This is a genomic window from Neorhizobium petrolearium, from assembly GCF_017873175.1.
GTDB lineage: Bacteria > Pseudomonadota > Alphaproteobacteria > Rhizobiales > Rhizobiaceae > Neorhizobium > Neorhizobium petrolearium.
The window spans coordinates 535,640-550,772 of record NZ_JAGGJW010000001.1; the positions used below are offsets into that span (position 1 = coordinate 535,640).

General features: G+C 60.5%; 10 protein-coding genes. 7 read left to right on the forward strand and 3 right to left on the reverse strand.

Annotated features, from left to right (window positions below; genetic code table 11):
* Positions 1 to 57: 57 nt before the first annotated feature.
* Complete coding sequence (gene mutL, locus J2046_RS02755; protein ID WP_210049242.1) at positions 58 to 1,875, reverse strand: DNA mismatch repair endonuclease MutL; 1,818 nt, start codon at positions 1,873 to 1,875, stop codon at positions 58 to 60.
* Positions 1,876 to 2,236: 361 nt separating this feature from the next.
* Here mutL and J2046_RS02760 point away from each other — a divergent pair, with 361 nt between their 5' ends.
* The 3 genes from J2046_RS02760 (at position 2,237) to J2046_RS02770 (ending at position 7,523) form a co-directional block, all read left to right on the forward strand.
* Positions 2,237 to 3,913 carry a response regulator gene (locus tag J2046_RS02760; protein ID WP_210049244.1) on the forward strand — a complete coding sequence of 559 codons (1,677 nt, stop codon included), beginning with the start codon at positions 2,237 to 2,239 and terminating at the stop codon, positions 3,911 to 3,913.
* A 102-nt stretch (positions 3,914 to 4,015) separates the two neighbouring features.
* Positions 4,016 to 5,371: a putative bifunctional diguanylate cyclase/phosphodiesterase gene (locus J2046_RS02765; RefSeq protein ID WP_210049246.1), complete on the forward strand. Its 1,356-nt coding sequence runs from the start codon at positions 4,016 to 4,018 to the stop codon at positions 5,369 to 5,371.
* A gap of 106 nt (positions 5,372 to 5,477) precedes the next feature.
* Positions 5,478 to 7,523 (forward strand): NADH:flavin oxidoreductase, encoded by a 2,046-nt coding sequence (locus J2046_RS02770; protein ID WP_210049248.1) that lies wholly within the window; start codon positions 5,478 to 5,480, stop codon positions 7,521 to 7,523.
* Positions 7,524 to 7,587: 64 nt separating this feature from the next.
* Here J2046_RS02770 and J2046_RS02775 read toward each other — a convergent pair whose 3' ends face one another.
* Both J2046_RS02775 and J2046_RS02780 read right to left on the reverse strand, forming a co-directional pair.
* Positions 7,588 to 8,184, reverse strand: a complete 597-nt coding sequence (locus J2046_RS02775; protein WP_210049250.1) for a PRC-barrel domain-containing protein — start codon at positions 8,182 to 8,184, stop codon at positions 7,588 to 7,590.
* A gap of 190 nt (positions 8,185 to 8,374) precedes the next feature.
* Positions 8,375 to 9,256: an SMP-30/gluconolactonase/LRE family protein gene (locus J2046_RS02780; RefSeq protein WP_210049252.1), complete on the reverse strand. Its 882-nt coding sequence runs from the start codon at positions 9,254 to 9,256 to the stop codon at positions 8,375 to 8,377.
* A 387-nt stretch (positions 9,257 to 9,643) separates the two neighbouring features.
* On the opposite strand from J2046_RS02780, the gene J2046_RS02785 reads away from it, so the two are divergent.
* From J2046_RS02785 to J2046_RS02800, 4 genes are all read left to right on the forward strand, one after another.
* Complete coding sequence (locus J2046_RS02785) at positions 9,644 to 10,378, forward strand: LuxR family transcriptional regulator (RefSeq protein ID WP_233469476.1); 735 nt, start codon at positions 9,644 to 9,646, stop codon at positions 10,376 to 10,378.
* Positions 10,379 to 10,748: 370 nt separating this feature from the next.
* Positions 10,749 to 11,900, forward strand: coding sequence for an iron-sulfur cluster carrier protein ApbC (gene apbC, locus J2046_RS02790; RefSeq protein WP_037158328.1), 1,152 nt, complete (start codon positions 10,749 to 10,751; stop codon positions 11,898 to 11,900).
* A 303-nt stretch (positions 11,901 to 12,203) separates the two neighbouring features.
* A complete protein-coding gene (locus tag J2046_RS02795; RefSeq protein ID WP_233469477.1) occupies positions 12,204 to 13,175 on the forward strand; it encodes a magnesium transporter CorA family protein in 972 nt (323 codons plus the stop codon).
* A gap of 13 nt (positions 13,176 to 13,188) precedes the next feature.
* Positions 13,189 to 15,090 carry a potassium transporter Kup gene (locus J2046_RS02800; protein WP_210049262.1) on the forward strand — a complete coding sequence of 634 codons (1,902 nt, stop codon included), beginning with the start codon at positions 13,189 to 13,191 and terminating at the stop codon, positions 15,088 to 15,090.
* Positions 15,091 to 15,133 lie beyond the last annotated feature (43 nt).

Consider the following 15,133-nt stretch of genomic DNA (forward strand, 5'->3'; position numbering starts at 1 on the left):
CCTGCGGAAAAACATATGCCTGCTCTATCCTGATCAGGCTCCGATTGCCAGCGGTTTTCAACTCCGGCCGAAAAGCCGTTCGATGTCGGAAAGCTTGAGTTCGATATAGGTCGGCCGACCATGATTGCAGGTGCCGGAGCCCGGCGTCGCCTCCATCTCCCTGAGGAGTGCGTTCATCTCCTCCGGCTTCAACCGGCGGCCGGAACGGACCGAACCGTGGCAAGCCATGGTGGCGGCGACATATTCGAGCTTGCTGCGCAAGCCGCCGGCCGTGTTCCATTCGGCGATCTCGTCGGCGAGGTCGCGCACCAGGGATGCCGCATCGACTTCGCCGAGCATGGCGGGCGTTTCGCGCACGGCCACCGCGCCGGGACCGAAGCGCTCGATCGAAAGCCCCAGCCGATCGAGTTCTTGCCCGTGCGCCACCAGCCGGTCGCAATCCTCTTCAGGCAGGTCGATGATCTCGGGGATCAGCAGGACCTGGCTCGCCAATCGCTTGCTGTCCAGCGCCTTGCGCATCGCCTCGAAGACGAGTCGTTCGTGCGCGGCATGCTGGTCGACGATAACGAGCCCGTCCTCCGTCTGGGCGACGATATAATTCTCGTGAAGCTGGGCGCGGGCGGCTCCGAGACGATGGCGCGGCGCGTCCTCCGCAGCGGCAGGCGTGGCCACGGGTTCGGCAATGACCGCGTCGGTGCGTGCAGTCGGCATGGTCAGCACATCGAAGCCCGACTGCACCTGTTCTGAAAAATCGTTGGCCGGTTGCTGATGAAGCGGTCGGTAGGGTGAGGCTGCTGCGGCCCAGGGCGCGCGCGGAGTCGGCTGCGAGGATGAAAAACCCGGACGAAACGCACGCATCATGCCCGACGCACCGGTCGTCGCCGCGCGGTCGCCTTCCCGTACGAGCGCCTCGCGGATAGCGCCGACGATGAGGCCGCGCACCAGTCCGGGATCGCGGAAACGCACATCCGCCTTGGCCGGATGCACGTTGACGTCCACCAGCGCCGGATCGAGCGTGATCGACAGCACCGCTACCGGATAGCGACCGGACGGTACGCTTTCCGCATAGGCGCCGCGGATTGCCGAAAGAATCAGCTTGTCCTGCACCGGCCTGCCGTTGACGAAGGCATACTGATGCGCAGAGTTGCCGCGATGGAAGGTCGGCACGCCGGCGAAACCGGAAAGTGCCACGTCCTCGCGCACCGCATCGATCTCGATCGCGTTGTCACGGAACTCGGCTCCCAATACCTGCGCCATGCGGGCGAGATGGTCGTCGCCGGTCGCGGGGAATTCCAGGGTGGAACGGTCTGAACCGGAAAGCACGAAGCGGATATTCGGAAACGCAATCGCCATGCGTTTGACGATTTCGGTGATGGCGCCGGCTTCCGCTCTTTCCGTCTTCAGGAATTTCAGGCGGGCAGGAGTGGCGAAAAAGATGTCGCGCACCTCCACCACCGTGCCGGGATTGGCGGGCGCCGGCTTGACGCCGGAATTCTTGCCTCCGACCACCGCGACTTGCGAGCCTGCGGCGTCACCGGCCCTCCGACTGGTGATCGTGAGCTTGGCGACCGAACCGATCGAGGGCAGAGCTTCGCCGCGGAAGCCGAGCGTGCGGATGTCGTCGAGCGTGTCGGAAATCTTTGACGTGCAGTGCCGCCGGACAGCCAGATCGAGATCGGCTGCATCCATGCCGGAGCCGTTGTCGGTGATGCGGATCAGGCTCTTGCCGCCGCCGGCGGTGGCGATCTCGATGCGGGTTGCACCCGCATCGATGGCGTTTTCGATCAGTTCCTTCGCAGCGCTGGCAGGTCTTTCGATAACCTCGCCGGCAGCAATCTGATTGATCAGCGTCTCGGGCAGTTGTTTGACGGACATGGGATCATTGTCCGGGATTCGGGTGAGGAAGAAAAGCCTCGATGGACACGTTCAACCGATTTGAGGACAGGTTCGCGCAAGTGCACGAGTGTTCATTAATCCGGCCTTAAGACAAGAACGATATTTGTGTTGACATTGAACTGGATGAACCCGGGGGAGTGCCAGCTCCCCGCGCGTGATCGGGGTGACGGCCGGCTGGGCACCGTCATGCGAGACCGGATCACTCGTTGAGGACTTGGAGCCAGCATGTTTTCCGACCCCTCACGACTGAAACTAGAAGGAATAACGCCGAAAGGCGACCAAGCGGCATAACGGCCGGTCTTTGAACCGAGCCGAAAAAGCATACGGGGAGTTCCATCCTATGAATGATTTGGCGTCGGCAGACGCGAACATTCAGACTGCCATGCTCGAAGTGATTTCCGAGGGCGTCTCGGGCGGCCTGCTTGTCTACGATAAGAACGACCAGATCGTTTTCGCCAGCCAGCATTTGCTCAGCCTCCTGCCGGTTCCCAAGGGATTTCTTGCACCAGGCACGCGCCTCAGGGATTTCCTCGGCGCAGTTTACGATAGCGGCGGACGTTTCGTTGCCGATAGTACCAGCCCACGCCGCATGCTCAGCCGCGAGGACTGGGTTGCCGAACAGATCGCTACCCTCTGGAAAGAGCGCGCCGACACGCTTGAGCGCCGCGGGACCGACCGCTGGCTGAGTTTCACCAAGCGTCGACTGCCCTCCGGCTATGGCGTTTCCGTGATCAGGGATGTCTCGGACCATAAGAAGCGCGAGGAGCAATGGCGGGCAGATATGGAGCGGGTGCAGATCACCGAGGAAGTGCTCGACCATCTGCCGTTCCCGATCACGGTAAAGGACAGAAATTCCACCTTCGTCGCCGTCAACAAGGCTGCCAGCCGGTTCCTCGGTCTGCCGGTCGAAGCCGTCCTGGGGCACAAGGGATCGGATATCCATTCCGCCAAGCTGGAAGAACGCCTTAATGGCATGAACCGGCAACTCCTAGAGACCGGGGCGCCGGTCCAACTCGCCGAGCGGGTGACACGGCCGGATGGACCGGACGCAATCATCATCGCCAACAAATATCGTATCGGCAAACCTGGCCGCTACTACGTCGTTACAGCCATGGAAGACATCACGGCACTCGTCGGAACAGGTGACGATGGACGTGAGCCCGTCCTGAGCAAGGACCGGCTTCAGGTGATGGACGCTACCTTCGGTCGCCATGAGCGCGATGTGCGTACCGACCCGGCGCGGGACATCGCCGATGTCACAGCCCGGAAGGTTCTGTTGGTTTCGGCGGACGCCCAGGTGGAGGCCGAAGCATCGAACGTTCTTGCCACGCTTCGGCTCGATACATCGTCGGTTTCGACAGCTGCGGAACTCCGGCTCTTCCTGCAATTCGCGAAAGACTCCCGCATCCGCATGGATCTCATCGTCATTGACGTGGCGAGCGACGCTGAATGCGTGGAGATTGCCAGGCAGCATGGCATTCCCACCTTTGCGATCAACGGTCTGGAGATGATGCGGGAGCTGGCGTCTAACGTCGTTCATCTGCTCAAGCAAAAGCCCGCGGAAGCTGCCGAGAATATGCCGGAGGAGGACTGGCAGATCGACACGGGGGTGAACGCCGATGGCCCCGTAATCGACATCCTTGTCGCGGAAGACAATGAGGTGAACCAGATCGTTTTCTCGCAGATCCTCGAAGGTTTCGGTTATCGATATGCGATCGCCACCGATGGGGAAGAGGCGGTCCGGATGTGGGGGGAACTTTCGCCGCGGCTGATCCTGATGGACGTCACGCTTCCGAAACTGAATGGCTTCGAGGCTAGCGCCCGAATCCGTTCGCTCGAAACCATCGATGGTTCCATCCCGATCATTGGCGTGCTTGCTCACCCGTTCGATCGCGATCGGGACGAGTGTTTCGCCGCCGGTATGAACGACGTGATCCTGAAGCCGATCAGCCCCGAGGCTCTGGAAGCAGTGTTCCAGGCCTATCTCGACATTCCGGTGAAGCGGTCATATGCTTAACCGATTAATCAAACTTTTGGCGTAAGCTAGGCTCGGGCCATGATTTTTTAATCTTTTTCCCCCATCCTGCCTTCGTTCTTGTGAAGCGTAACGGGATTATTCATGAAGTCGGCGGGAAATCCATTGCCGCAGGTCAGCCAGAATGAGCTGCAGGCGATGGCTTACAGCGACCCTCTGACGGGTCTCGGAAACCGCTACCGCCTCCGCGACAAGGTTCGCCTCCTGGCAGCCGAGCGCGCTCAGGATCCTGCGCCCTTCACCATTTGCATCGCCAATCTCGATGGGTTCAAGCCCATCAACGATCTTTTCGGCGCCGAAGCGGGCGACGAGATCCTCTGTCAGGTCGCCCATCGACTGAAGGCTTGCATTCCTGACGGCGCGACTGTTACCCGCCACGACGGAGATGAGTTCGCATTCGTCCTGCCGCTGGTCTTCGAGCGGAATGGGGCGGAACGGATCGGCCAGATGATCAAGGACGTGCTTTCCGCCCCTTATGATCTCGGTGATCGCAATGTGCGTCTCTCCGCCTCGTTCGGTTTTGCGATCTATCCCTTTGCCGGCGAGGATTTCGAGGAACTGCTGAAGAGCGCCGAGACCGCACTTTACCGTTCCAAGCGTCGCGGCCGCGGCCAGATCACCGTCTATTCCCGCGAGATCGCCCAGGAGATGAAGCGGGCGACGCAGCTTGAACAGGCGCTGCGCAATGCCGTCATAGCCGATGCGGTCGACGTGCATTTCCAGCCGATCGTGCGCATCAAGGACGGTGCCGTCGTGGGTTTCGAGGCGCTGGCCCGCTGGATCGATGCCGATCTGGGCTTCGTCTCGCCCGCGATCTTCGTGCCGCTCGCCGAGGAACGGGGTTTTATTGATGCGCTTTCTGAAACGTTGCTGCGCAAGGCCGCGGAGGCCGCGCTCTCCTGGCCGCGCGAACTTTTCCTGTCCTTTAACCTATCTTCCGCCCAGTTGATGGACCCCGGCACGACCGAGACCATCCTTTCGACGCTGGCTCGTGTCGGCCTCGATCCCTACCGGCTGGAACTGGAGATCACCGAAACCGCGGTGATGACGTCCGCTGACACGGCGCAGCGCATCATCACCGACCTCAGAAAGCAGGGCGTGCGCATCGCGCTCGACGACTTCGGCACCGGCCAGTCGAGTCTCGGCCGCCTGCGCGACTTCACCTTCGACAAGGTGAAGATCGACCGTGCCTTCGTCTCGCGCATTACCACCGACCGGGCTTCCGAACATATCGTCAAGGCGATCATCGCCATGTGCGAGGGCCTCGATCTGGAAGTGGTGGCTGAAGGCATCGAGGAAAAGGCCGATGCCGATAAGCTCAAGGAACTCGGTTGCGGCATGGGCCAAGGATACTACTACGGCAGACCCGCTGACAGCGCCGCGACGCTGCGCTATCTCCAGGACCATTATCGCGATTTCGTGACGATCGAACGGAGCTGAGTTCGCTCAAAACGACGCTCTTCGGACAGAACGCGCCGCGCACGGTTCTCGCGATGTAGGCGACCTTGGGCGATGATGGCCCATCGCCTCAACGCCCCGGAAACCGATGCCGACCTCAAACGATCCCCTTCTGCAGCCGTTTCAGCTCAAGCACCTGACGCTGAAGAACCGCATCATGTCGACCGCGCATGAGCCGGCCTATTCCGAGGGCGGCCTGCCGAAGGATCGATACCGGCTCTACCATGTGGAAAAGGCCAAGGGCGGCGTCGCGCTCACCATGACGGCCGGGTCGGCCGTGGTCTCCGCCGACAGTCCGCCCGCCTTCGGCAATCTGCATGCCTATCGCGACGAGATCGTGCCGTGGCTGAAACGCTTGGCCGACGACTGTCATGAGCATGGTGCGGCGGTGATGATCCAGCTCACCCATCTCGGCCGCCGCACCGGCTGGAACAAGGGCGACTGGCTGCCGGTGCTGGCGCCGTCGCCGGTCAGGGAGCCGGCGCACCGCGCCTTTCCCAAGGAGGCGGAGGACTGGGATGTCGAGCGCATCGTCGCCGATTATGCCGATGCGGCGCGGCGTATGCAGGCGGCCGGGCTCGATGGCATCGAATTCGAGGCCTACGGCCATCTGATGGACCAGTTCTGGTCGCCGGCCACCAACCGGCGCGAGGACGAATTCGGCGGTTCGCTGGAGAACCGCCTGCGCTTCACCACGATGGTGATCGACGCAGTGCGCAAGGCCGTCGGCACGGATTTCATCGTCGGCATCCGCATGGTTGCCGACGAGGCTTGGGACAGGGGACTGTCGCGGGAGGAGGGCATTGGGATTGCCCGCCACTTTGCGGGTTCCGGCAAGATCGACTTCCTGAATATCATCCGCGGCCATATCGATCACGATGCCCCTTTGAACGAAGTGATACCGATCCAGGGCATGCGGTCCGCGCCGCATCTGGATTTCGCCGGAGAGGTGCGGGAGGCGACGAGATTTCCGGTCTTTCATGCGGCCCGCATCGCGGATGTTGCGACCGCCCGCCATGCGGTTGCGACCGGAAAACTCGACATGGTCGGCATGACTCGGGCCCATATCGCCGATCCGCATATTGCGGAAAAGGTGCTGCGAGGCGAGGAAGCACGCATCCGTCCCTGCGTCGGCGCCACTTACTGCCTTGATCGTATCTATGAGGGTGGCGAGGCGCTTTGCATCCACAACGCTGCGACGGGCCGCGAAGCGGACATGCCACATGTCATCTTCAAAGCGGACGTTATTCGTAGGGCTGTGGTTGTCGGCGCCGGGCCGGCGGGGCTTGAGGCGGCTAGAGTTCTTGCCGAGCGCGGCCATCGCGTGACGATCTTGGAGGCGGCGGGCGAAGCCGGTGGGCAGGTCAATCTTCTCGTCCGCAATCCGCGCCGCAGGGAAATGATCGGCATCATCGACTGGCGGCTTGCCGAACTGGAACGGCTCGGCGTTGAGATTCACTACGATGTCTACGCGGAACCAGAAGATGTACTGGCTCTTGAGCCGGATTTGGTCGTGGTGGCGACCGGCGGTGTGGCGCAGATGCCCGAGGTGGAAAGCGGCGATGAACTTCTGACGTCGAGCTGGGATATCCTGGCGGGAACGGTGAAACCGACTGGTCCGGTCCTGCTGTTCGACGATAACGGCGGCCATCCGGGTATGAGTGCGGCGGAAGTGATCGCGGAGACGGACGCGGTACTGGAGGTGGTGTCTCCCGAGCGCTTCTTCGCTCCGGAAATGGGCGGCATGAACCATGTGCCCTACGCCAGAGCCTTTGCGGAGAAAAAGGTGCGTGTCACCATCAATACGCGGCTGAAATCGGTTCGACGCGACGGCAATGCGCTGGTGGCCGTCCTGGGGTCGGATTTTTCGACCGCAGGAGAGCAGGAGCGGCGAGTGGCGCAGGTCGTGGTGGAACACGGCACAGCCGCCAATGCCGAACTCTACCTGGCCCTGAAGCGGATGTCTAAAAATCTGGGTGCGGTGGACTACCGTGCGCTGATCGCTCGCAAGCCGCCCTTGCCGATGAAGCAGTCAGATAGCCGCTTCGATCTCATCCGTATCGGGGATGCCGTTGCCAGCCGCAACATTCATGCGGCGATATACGACGCCTTGCGTTTCTGCTCGCTCTTGTAAAAGAGGGCGGCACTGCCGCGTGCCGCCCTTTTCGGAATTTGCGACGTGTCGCCCTTCCGGATTTTTATTGCTTCGGAGGAGCGGCGCCACCTGCAGGCATCTGCGTGCCGGTCGATGAAGTGGTCGTCCGGTCCGTTTCGGCCTGCTGGTCCGCCAGCGTCTTGAATTCCGGAGCCGCCTTCAGGGCTTCAGCCGTCTCGGTCGTTGTCAGGCGGACTTCATTGTTGTTCTCGGCATCCCGGGTCATAGTGATCTTGTCCATCGGAACGGCGACATCCTTTTCGCCGATGCCGAGGAAACCACCGACGCCGACCACGGCTGCAACGATCCCGCCGTTTTCTTCCATAATGAGGTCGTTGACGTCACCGATGCTCTTGTCTTCAGCATTATAGATCGGCTTGCCGATGTAGTCGTTGGCGCTGATCTGGGTTTCAGTCTGCTCTGTCAAATACGCGCCGGAAGCTGCAGCCATATCGGAGCCGGTATTCGGCGCAGGAGTTGCCGCACTGTCAGCCGGCTTGACAGCCGGATCGGATGGAGCGGCAGGCGTAGCCGGCGCTGGAGATGCCGGAGGAGTCGGCTGGGTCTGGGCGAATGCCGGCGCAATGGCTGTAGATGCCAGGAGAATTGCGGCCGCCATCGTGCTAAGGGTCTTCTTCATAACGATCCTACCTTCCTCTGCTAGGGTTCCTTTTTGAACGCGCGGTTTCCCTTGAGTTGGAATTCCTTGCCCGCGTCGGTTCAAGAGGGAAATGTCATGAAAGGCGATTGGTTCCGGATCAAATTGCTGAAATTTTAGGCGATTTTGGTGGAACTTTTTGACGTGGTCGCAGTTTGGCGCCCCCTTCAATTTACGGGCGATACGCGGGTTCTGGATTGCACTGAATCGGCGCGGCGATCTCAAAAAGTGCTCCGGCCAATGGTTCGCCGGCCCGGGCAGCATCGTCCAGCCCCTCCCAGGCAGAGGTTACGGCGAGCCTCCCGTCGCCAATGAAAGCCGGGCAGGTGGTCCTGCGCGCCGGTAAGAGATGGCGTGACAGATGCGTGCCGTCCGCCGCATAGTGATCGACGGCTCCTTGCCCCCAACGTGCGTTCCAGATTGTCCCGTCACTTGCACAGATGGAGCCGTCAATGCCGCCCGGTTTGCTATTCTGATCGATAAGCACGGTGGCGTCGCCAGCCGGCAGGCCCGTCTCGGGATCGAGCGGAACGCGCATTAGCCGATTGATCCGCGTATCGACGTAATAGCCAATCGTCCCGTCCGGCGAAAAGCAGATCGAGTTCGGGATGCTGATCCGGTCGAAGAGCTTCGTTACCACGCCGTGTGCCACATGGTAGATGGCACCGGCACCGTCTTCGGCTTTCCTGCCCATGGTGCCGATCCAGAGGCTGCCCGAGGGATGTACGCGACCGTCGTTGGAGCGGTTGCCAGGCTTTGCCGGCTCCAGTTCACGATAGAGAGAAAGCCTTCCGCTTGCCCGGTCGCGGACAAAGAGGCCTTTGTCGCTCGCCAGCAATTGCCGGGTAGAATCGATGGAGGCGAGCGCACTGCCCATGACCGGCAATGTGTGGACGATTTCGCGGCTGGTCGCCATATGCAGTTCGTGCAGTGCCTTCCCAAGGATGTCGAACCACCAGAGCGTTCCGGTCTCCGATTCGAAGGTGGGGCCTTCTCCAAGTTCGCAAAGGGACGAGGAAAGGACAGCACCCTCAAAATTGTAAGTGGTCGTCACGGAAAATCTCCAATTGCAGTCAGGGCGGGCGAATCTGTATCATTCAAACACGAGTTCGCAAATGTTCGGCATAGCTGATTTGATCCCCAACAATTATCTCCTGACAAAGGATTGGAAGCATGCGAAGATTTTTTAAAATGAGCAAATGGCACGATCACAAGCCGGAACTGATAATTAGCAATAAATTTGGCACTTATTTAAACTCAAGATAGCAACCTTGACCAAGGGTGCGTCGGGCGGGAATGCAACCAGTGAGATCCGGAAGGTCCTCAGTGCATTTCCGCCGCGGCAGGTATTGCGAATAAATAATGAATAGCCGGTTCGAGGCGGATGTATGGGAAATGCCATGGGTCGCTCGATTGCGGCGGGCGAGCAAAGAAGCAAGTGATGTCCATCAATACCGAGAAAGCTGGAAAAACTCCGGCCTTTGACGGAAATGTCGAAGAGATCGCGGGTCTCAGGACTCAGTTCGACGTGTTCCGGTTCATGAAGCGAGTGACGGAACATTACGGCTGCCGAACCTTCATGGTTCTCAACCTTCCCCCGGCCACCTCTCTCGAATTGTCGAGCAACACCGTGATCACGAACTGGCCGGCCGAGTTGATGGCCCACTTCGATCGCGAAGGACTGATGCGGACGAGTCCCATTCTTCGCAGGCTTCACGCCTCGACCCTGCCGATAATCTTCGATCTGGAAACGGTCGGTCCCGAGCGGCGCGGCCCGCTGGTGCGCAGCATTTTTGGGCGGTTCGGCATTGTCCGCGGCGCTTATTTTCCGGTCCATGACATGTCCGGCGGCCGCGGCGCGGTTTCCTTCGCCGGCGACGGTCCGCCCTTCACCCGTCAGCAGATGATGGAGCTGATGTATATTTCCATCCATGTCTTTGAGCGGCTGTCTGAAATCCGCAATCTCGACGTGCGCGTCACGGACATGCTGACGGACCGTGAAGTCGACTGCCTGAATTGGACGGCTGCCGGCAAGACCAGCGCGGAAATCGCCGAGATCCTCGGTCTCTCGGAGCATACAGTGAATCACTACCTGAACCGTGCCGCAAAAAAGCTCGACACGGTCAACCGCACCCAGGCAGTGGCCAAGGCACTCCGTATCGGCTTGATAAAATAAAAAAAATCCGTGCTGCACTGCACACAAATTCATCACTGCTCAAGGCTAGATCGACGAAAAAAGCGACCGGATCTGGCAGGTTGCTGCGCTGCAGCAGTATTTCCCATCAGAAGTAGTTGAAAAAACTCAATAAAAGGAAGCATCTTCCCGTCTGGCATGTTTCGTGCTTCTGTATGGTACAGGTCCAGAGGGGACTGTGAAGCGCCCCAAGAGGCGTGCCAAGAAAAGCCGTCGTTCGATCAGTGCGCCATACGGCTGCCGATCGGACGGCGGCTTAATCTTTCTTGCTCCCGGCAATGCGGAACACCTATATACGCCGAAAGCGACCTTTCGTTTCGGGAGGATGCTTGAGAAATCGGGAGTTTGAAAAATGTCCGACGTGACGAAGGAAGACGTGCTGGCGGTGCTTTCGAAGGTGCGCGGCCCGGATCTGGAAGGCGATATCGTCTCACGCGGCATGGTGTCGGATGTCTTTATTTCCGACAACAAGGTCTATTTCTCCATCACTGTGCCGTCCGAGCGTGCGCAGGAACTGGAGCCGTTGCGCATCGCCGCCGAGCGTAGCGTCAAGGCGATGCCGGGCGTCAAGGGTGCGCTTGTGACGCTGACGGCGGACCGCAAGGCGGGCTCGTCACCGCCGCCGCGTCCGCAGCCCCCGTCCTCCGCCGGCCAATCCCCTGGTCATGCTTCGGGACATTCTCATCCGCCGCAGCGCGAGAAGGCCGGCGTGCCGGGAGTGGGCGCGATTATCGCGGTGGCCTCGGGCAAGGGCGGTGTCGGCAAATCGACGACGGCCGTCAATCTCGCTCTCGGGCTTCAGGCGAATGGCTTGCGCGTCGGCATTCTGGATGCAGACATCTACGGCCCTTCCGTACCGCGGCTTCTGAAGATTTCCGGCCGCCCGCAACAGATCGAGAATCGCATCATAAAGCCGATGGAGAATTATGGCCTGAAGGCCATGTCCATGGGTTTCCTCGTGGATGAGGAGACGGCAATGATCTGGCGCGGCCCGATGGTCCAGTCGGCGCTGATGCAGATGTTGCGCGAAGTGGCCTGGGGCGAACTCGACGTGCTGGTCGTCGACATGCCGCCCGGCACGGGCGACGCGCAGCTCACCATGGCGCAGCAGGTGCCGCTTGCCGGCGCCGTCATCGTCTCGACGCCGCAGGATCTGGCGCTCATCGACGCGCGCAAGGGGATCGCCATGTTTCGCAAGGTGGAGGTGCCGCTGCTCGGCATCATCGAGAACATGAGTTATTTCCTTGCCCCGGATACCGGCAAGCGCTACGACATCTTCGGCCACGGCGGCGCACGCGGCGAGGCAGAGCGGATCGGAGTGCCCTTCCTGGGCGAGGTGCCGCTGACGATCGACATCCGCGAACGGTCCGATGCCGGAACTCCGGTGGTCGTTTCCGATCCGCAAGGGGCGACGGCGGAGATCTACCGGCAGATCGCCGCAAAGGTCTGGGCCGAGCTCGGCGGCCGCGCTCCACGACAGACACCGGCCATCGTTTTCGAATAAAATCCGTATAAGCGAAATGCCATCGCGGCAACCGAACCGTCCGACTTGGTCGGAAGTGGTTGAGGTCGGCGTTCCCGGCCAAGGCCTTGATGCCGATCGAGATTCCTCTCGCAGCCGCATGCCCTCTTGAACATCCTGCGGGCCGGAGTCATGTTGCCGCGCTGACAGCGACGTTTATACGCCTCTTGATTTTGACTATGGCTATCTTTATAGGCGCGTCCCGCTGGAGGCCGAATGGCCCTGGAAGGAGCCGGCAAGCCCGCTTCTCGTTCAAGGCCGACGGATTTCGGCCGGAGACAAAGATTGATCAATGCCTATAGCGCCAATGGCTCGACGAGGACGCTTCTGCCGGCAGAGGCGCTGCCGCAGCTTCCAGACGATGTCACGTGGATCGATCTCGTAAACCCCACCCCGCAGGAAGATGCCTATGTGGAGGGGCTTGTCGGCATTCAGGTCCCGACCCGCGATGACCTCAGGGACATCGAGCCGTCGAGCCGCCTCTACATCGAGAAGGACGCGGTCTTCATGACCGCTTCGCTGGTCTGGCGTGCGGATGGCAGGGATCCCCAGCTCACCGACGTGGCGTTCATCCTGTCGGGCAACAGGCTGATTACCGTCCGCTACGCGGAACCGAAAAGCTTTCAGCTCTTCATCGCCGCGCTCGGCCGCGCACCGGACGAGATGCGCAATGGTGTGACGCTGCTCGGGAGACTGCTGGAGACCATAGCCGATCGCACGGCCGAGATTCTTGAGAACGCGGTCGATCGTGTCGACAAGCTGTCGTCGGATATCTTCCGTGATCACGGCAGACGCCGCGCGCCGCAGTTCCTGGAAGCCAAGCTTGCGGACATCGCCGATCATCATCGTTTGATCAGTAAGGTACGTGACAGCCTGGGCTCGCTTTCCAGGCTCTTGACCTTCCTGATGAACGTCCCGTTGATCAAGGGCGACAAGAGTGATGCCAGCCTTTGCCGCACGGTTGCACACGACGTCAACACGTTGTCGGAACACGCCGCCTTCATCGCCGGCAATATCGCCTTTCTGCTGGACGCTTCGCTCGGTCTTATCAATGTCGAGCAGAACGCCATCATCAAGATCTTCTCGATCGCATCGGTCGTCTTCCTGCCGCCCACGCTCGTCGCCTCCATCTACGGCATGAATTTTCATCTCATGCCGGAACTCGACTGGCACTTTGGATATCCGCTCGCAATCGTCGCGATGATCCTGTCCGCCATTATTCCCTTTTTCATCTTCCGCTGGAAAGGCTGGCTCTGAGGCCAGACACGCCATGGGTCAACCCGCTGAAATTCATGTCACCGAAGAAACGAAAGGGCAGAGCCTTTTCGCGCTTGCGCTTGGCTCCGTCGGTGTCGTCTACGGCGATATCGGCACGAGCCCGCTCTACGCGTTCCGCGAGGCCCTGAAGCCGGTCGCCCATGACGGCGTTACCCAGACCGAAGTCATCGGCCTTATCTCGCTGATGATCTGGGCGCTGACGATCATCGTGACGTTCAAATACGTGCTCTTCCTGCTGCGCGCCGATAACGATGGCGAAGGTGGTACGCTCTCTCTGCTCGCCATGCTCACCAAGACTGCCAATGGCCATAAGGCATTCCTGATGCTGCTTGGCCTTATCGGCGCGGCGCTCTTCCTGGGCGATGCGATGATCACCCCAGCGCTCTCGGTCATGTCCGCTGTCGAGGGGCTGAAGCTGGTGACGCCGACCTTGCAGAATGCCGTGCTGCCGATTTCGGTCGGCATCCTGATCGCGCTCTTTGCCATCCAGTCGAAGGGAACGGGGCTTGTTTCGGCCTTCTTTGGGCCGATCACCGCCCTCTGGTTCATCGCCATCGGGGCCTTCGGCGTCGTTCATATTTCCGACGACTACAGTATCCTGGCCGCCTTCAATCCGTGGTACGCTGCGGAGTTCATGCTGCACGAAGGCTTTGTCGGCATCGTTGTGCTTGGCGCGGTCTTTCTGACGGTCACCGGGGCGGAAGCGCTCTATGCCGACCTTGGCCATTTCGGACGCCGGCCGATCCAGTGGGCCTGGTTCGTGCTTGTGTTTCCGGCCCTGACACTCAACTATCTGGGGCAGGGCGCCTTCGTGCTGAAACGCCCGGAAGCCATGTCCGATCCCTTCTATCTGATGTTCCCGCAATGGGCGCTGCTGCCGATGGTGATCCTGGCGACGGCCGCAACCATCATTGCCAGCCAGGCGGTGATTACCGGCGCGTTCTCATTGGTGCGTCAGGCGATCCACCTCGGTTATCTGCCGCGCATGCAGATCCTCATCACTTCCGAGACCAATATCGGTCAGATATTCCTGCCGTCGGTCAACACGCTGCTTCTGGTCGGCGTGACTGCGCTGGTGCTCGGCTTCGAAAGTTCCGAGGCGCTCGCCACCGCCTATGGTATCTCCGTGACCGGCGCCATGGTCGTCACCACGCTGATGGCCTTCGAATTCGTGCGGGCGAAATGGAAATGGCCGCAGACACTCGCAGTCGCCGTGCTGGCCCCGCTGCTTGCGCTGGAACTGGTCTTCCTCGGCGCCAATCTCCTGAAGATCCACGACGGAGGCTGGGTGCCGATCACGATGGCAATCATCTTCACCATCATCATGTGGACCTGGAAGCGCGGTGCGGCGATTCTTTTCGAAAAGACCCGCCGCATAGACGTGCCGCTTGCGACCTTCGTTCCCATGGTGGAGAAGAAGAGCGATCATGCACCGGTCTCGGTGCCGGGTGTGGCGATCTTCCTGACCAGCGATCCGGAAACGGCGCCTGCGGCGTTGCTGCACAATATCAAGCACAACCACGTCCTGCACGAGAAGAACGTCATCCTGACCATCGTGACGGTCAACAAGCCGCGCGTCTCCCTGGAAGAGCGGTTCAAGATCGAGAAGATTTCCGAGCGTTTCACGCTGATCGAGTTGCGTTTCGGCTTCATGCAGTCGCACAATGTCTCGCAGGCGCTCGCCTATTTGAGGAAAACCGGCTTCAAGTTCGACATCATGTCGACCTCCTTTTATCTCGGCCGCCGCAAGCTTGTGCCGGATGCCGAATCCGGCATGCCGATGTGGCAGGACCGGCTGTTCATCGCCATGGCCAACACCGCGACCGATCCTTCCGACTATTTCCACCTGCCGGCCAACCGGGTGGTGGAGCTCGGCTCGCATGTCATCATCTGATACACATTACCCTGACATTTATGTGAATCTGCTAAATAAGCCG

Bases quoted from the DNA above. Each gene is read 5' to 3' on its own strand.
- mutL (WP_210049242.1), bottom strand. From the start codon at position 1,875: ATGTCCGTCAAACAACTGCCCGAGACGCTGATCAATCAGATTGCTGCC.
- J2046_RS02760 (WP_210049244.1), top strand. From the start codon at position 2,237: ATGAATGATTTGGCGTCGGCAGACGCGAACATTCAGACTGCCATGCTC.
- J2046_RS02765 (WP_210049246.1), top strand. From the start codon at position 4,016: ATGAAGTCGGCGGGAAATCCATTGCCGCAGGTCAGCCAGAATGAGCTG.
- J2046_RS02770 (WP_210049248.1), top strand. From the start codon at position 5,478: ATGCCGACCTCAAACGATCCCCTTCTGCAGCCGTTTCAGCTCAAGCAC.
- J2046_RS02775 (WP_210049250.1), bottom strand. From the start codon at position 8,184: ATGAAGAAGACCCTTAGCACGATGGCGGCCGCAATTCTCCTGGCATCT.
- J2046_RS02785 (WP_233469476.1), top strand. From the start codon at position 9,644: ATGTCCATCAATACCGAGAAAGCTGGAAAAACTCCGGCCTTTGACGGA.
- apbC (WP_037158328.1), top strand. From the start codon at position 10,749: ATGTCCGACGTGACGAAGGAAGACGTGCTGGCGGTGCTTTCGAAGGTG.
- J2046_RS02800 (WP_210049262.1), top strand. From the start codon at position 13,189: ATGGGTCAACCCGCTGAAATTCATGTCACCGAAGAAACGAAAGGGCAG.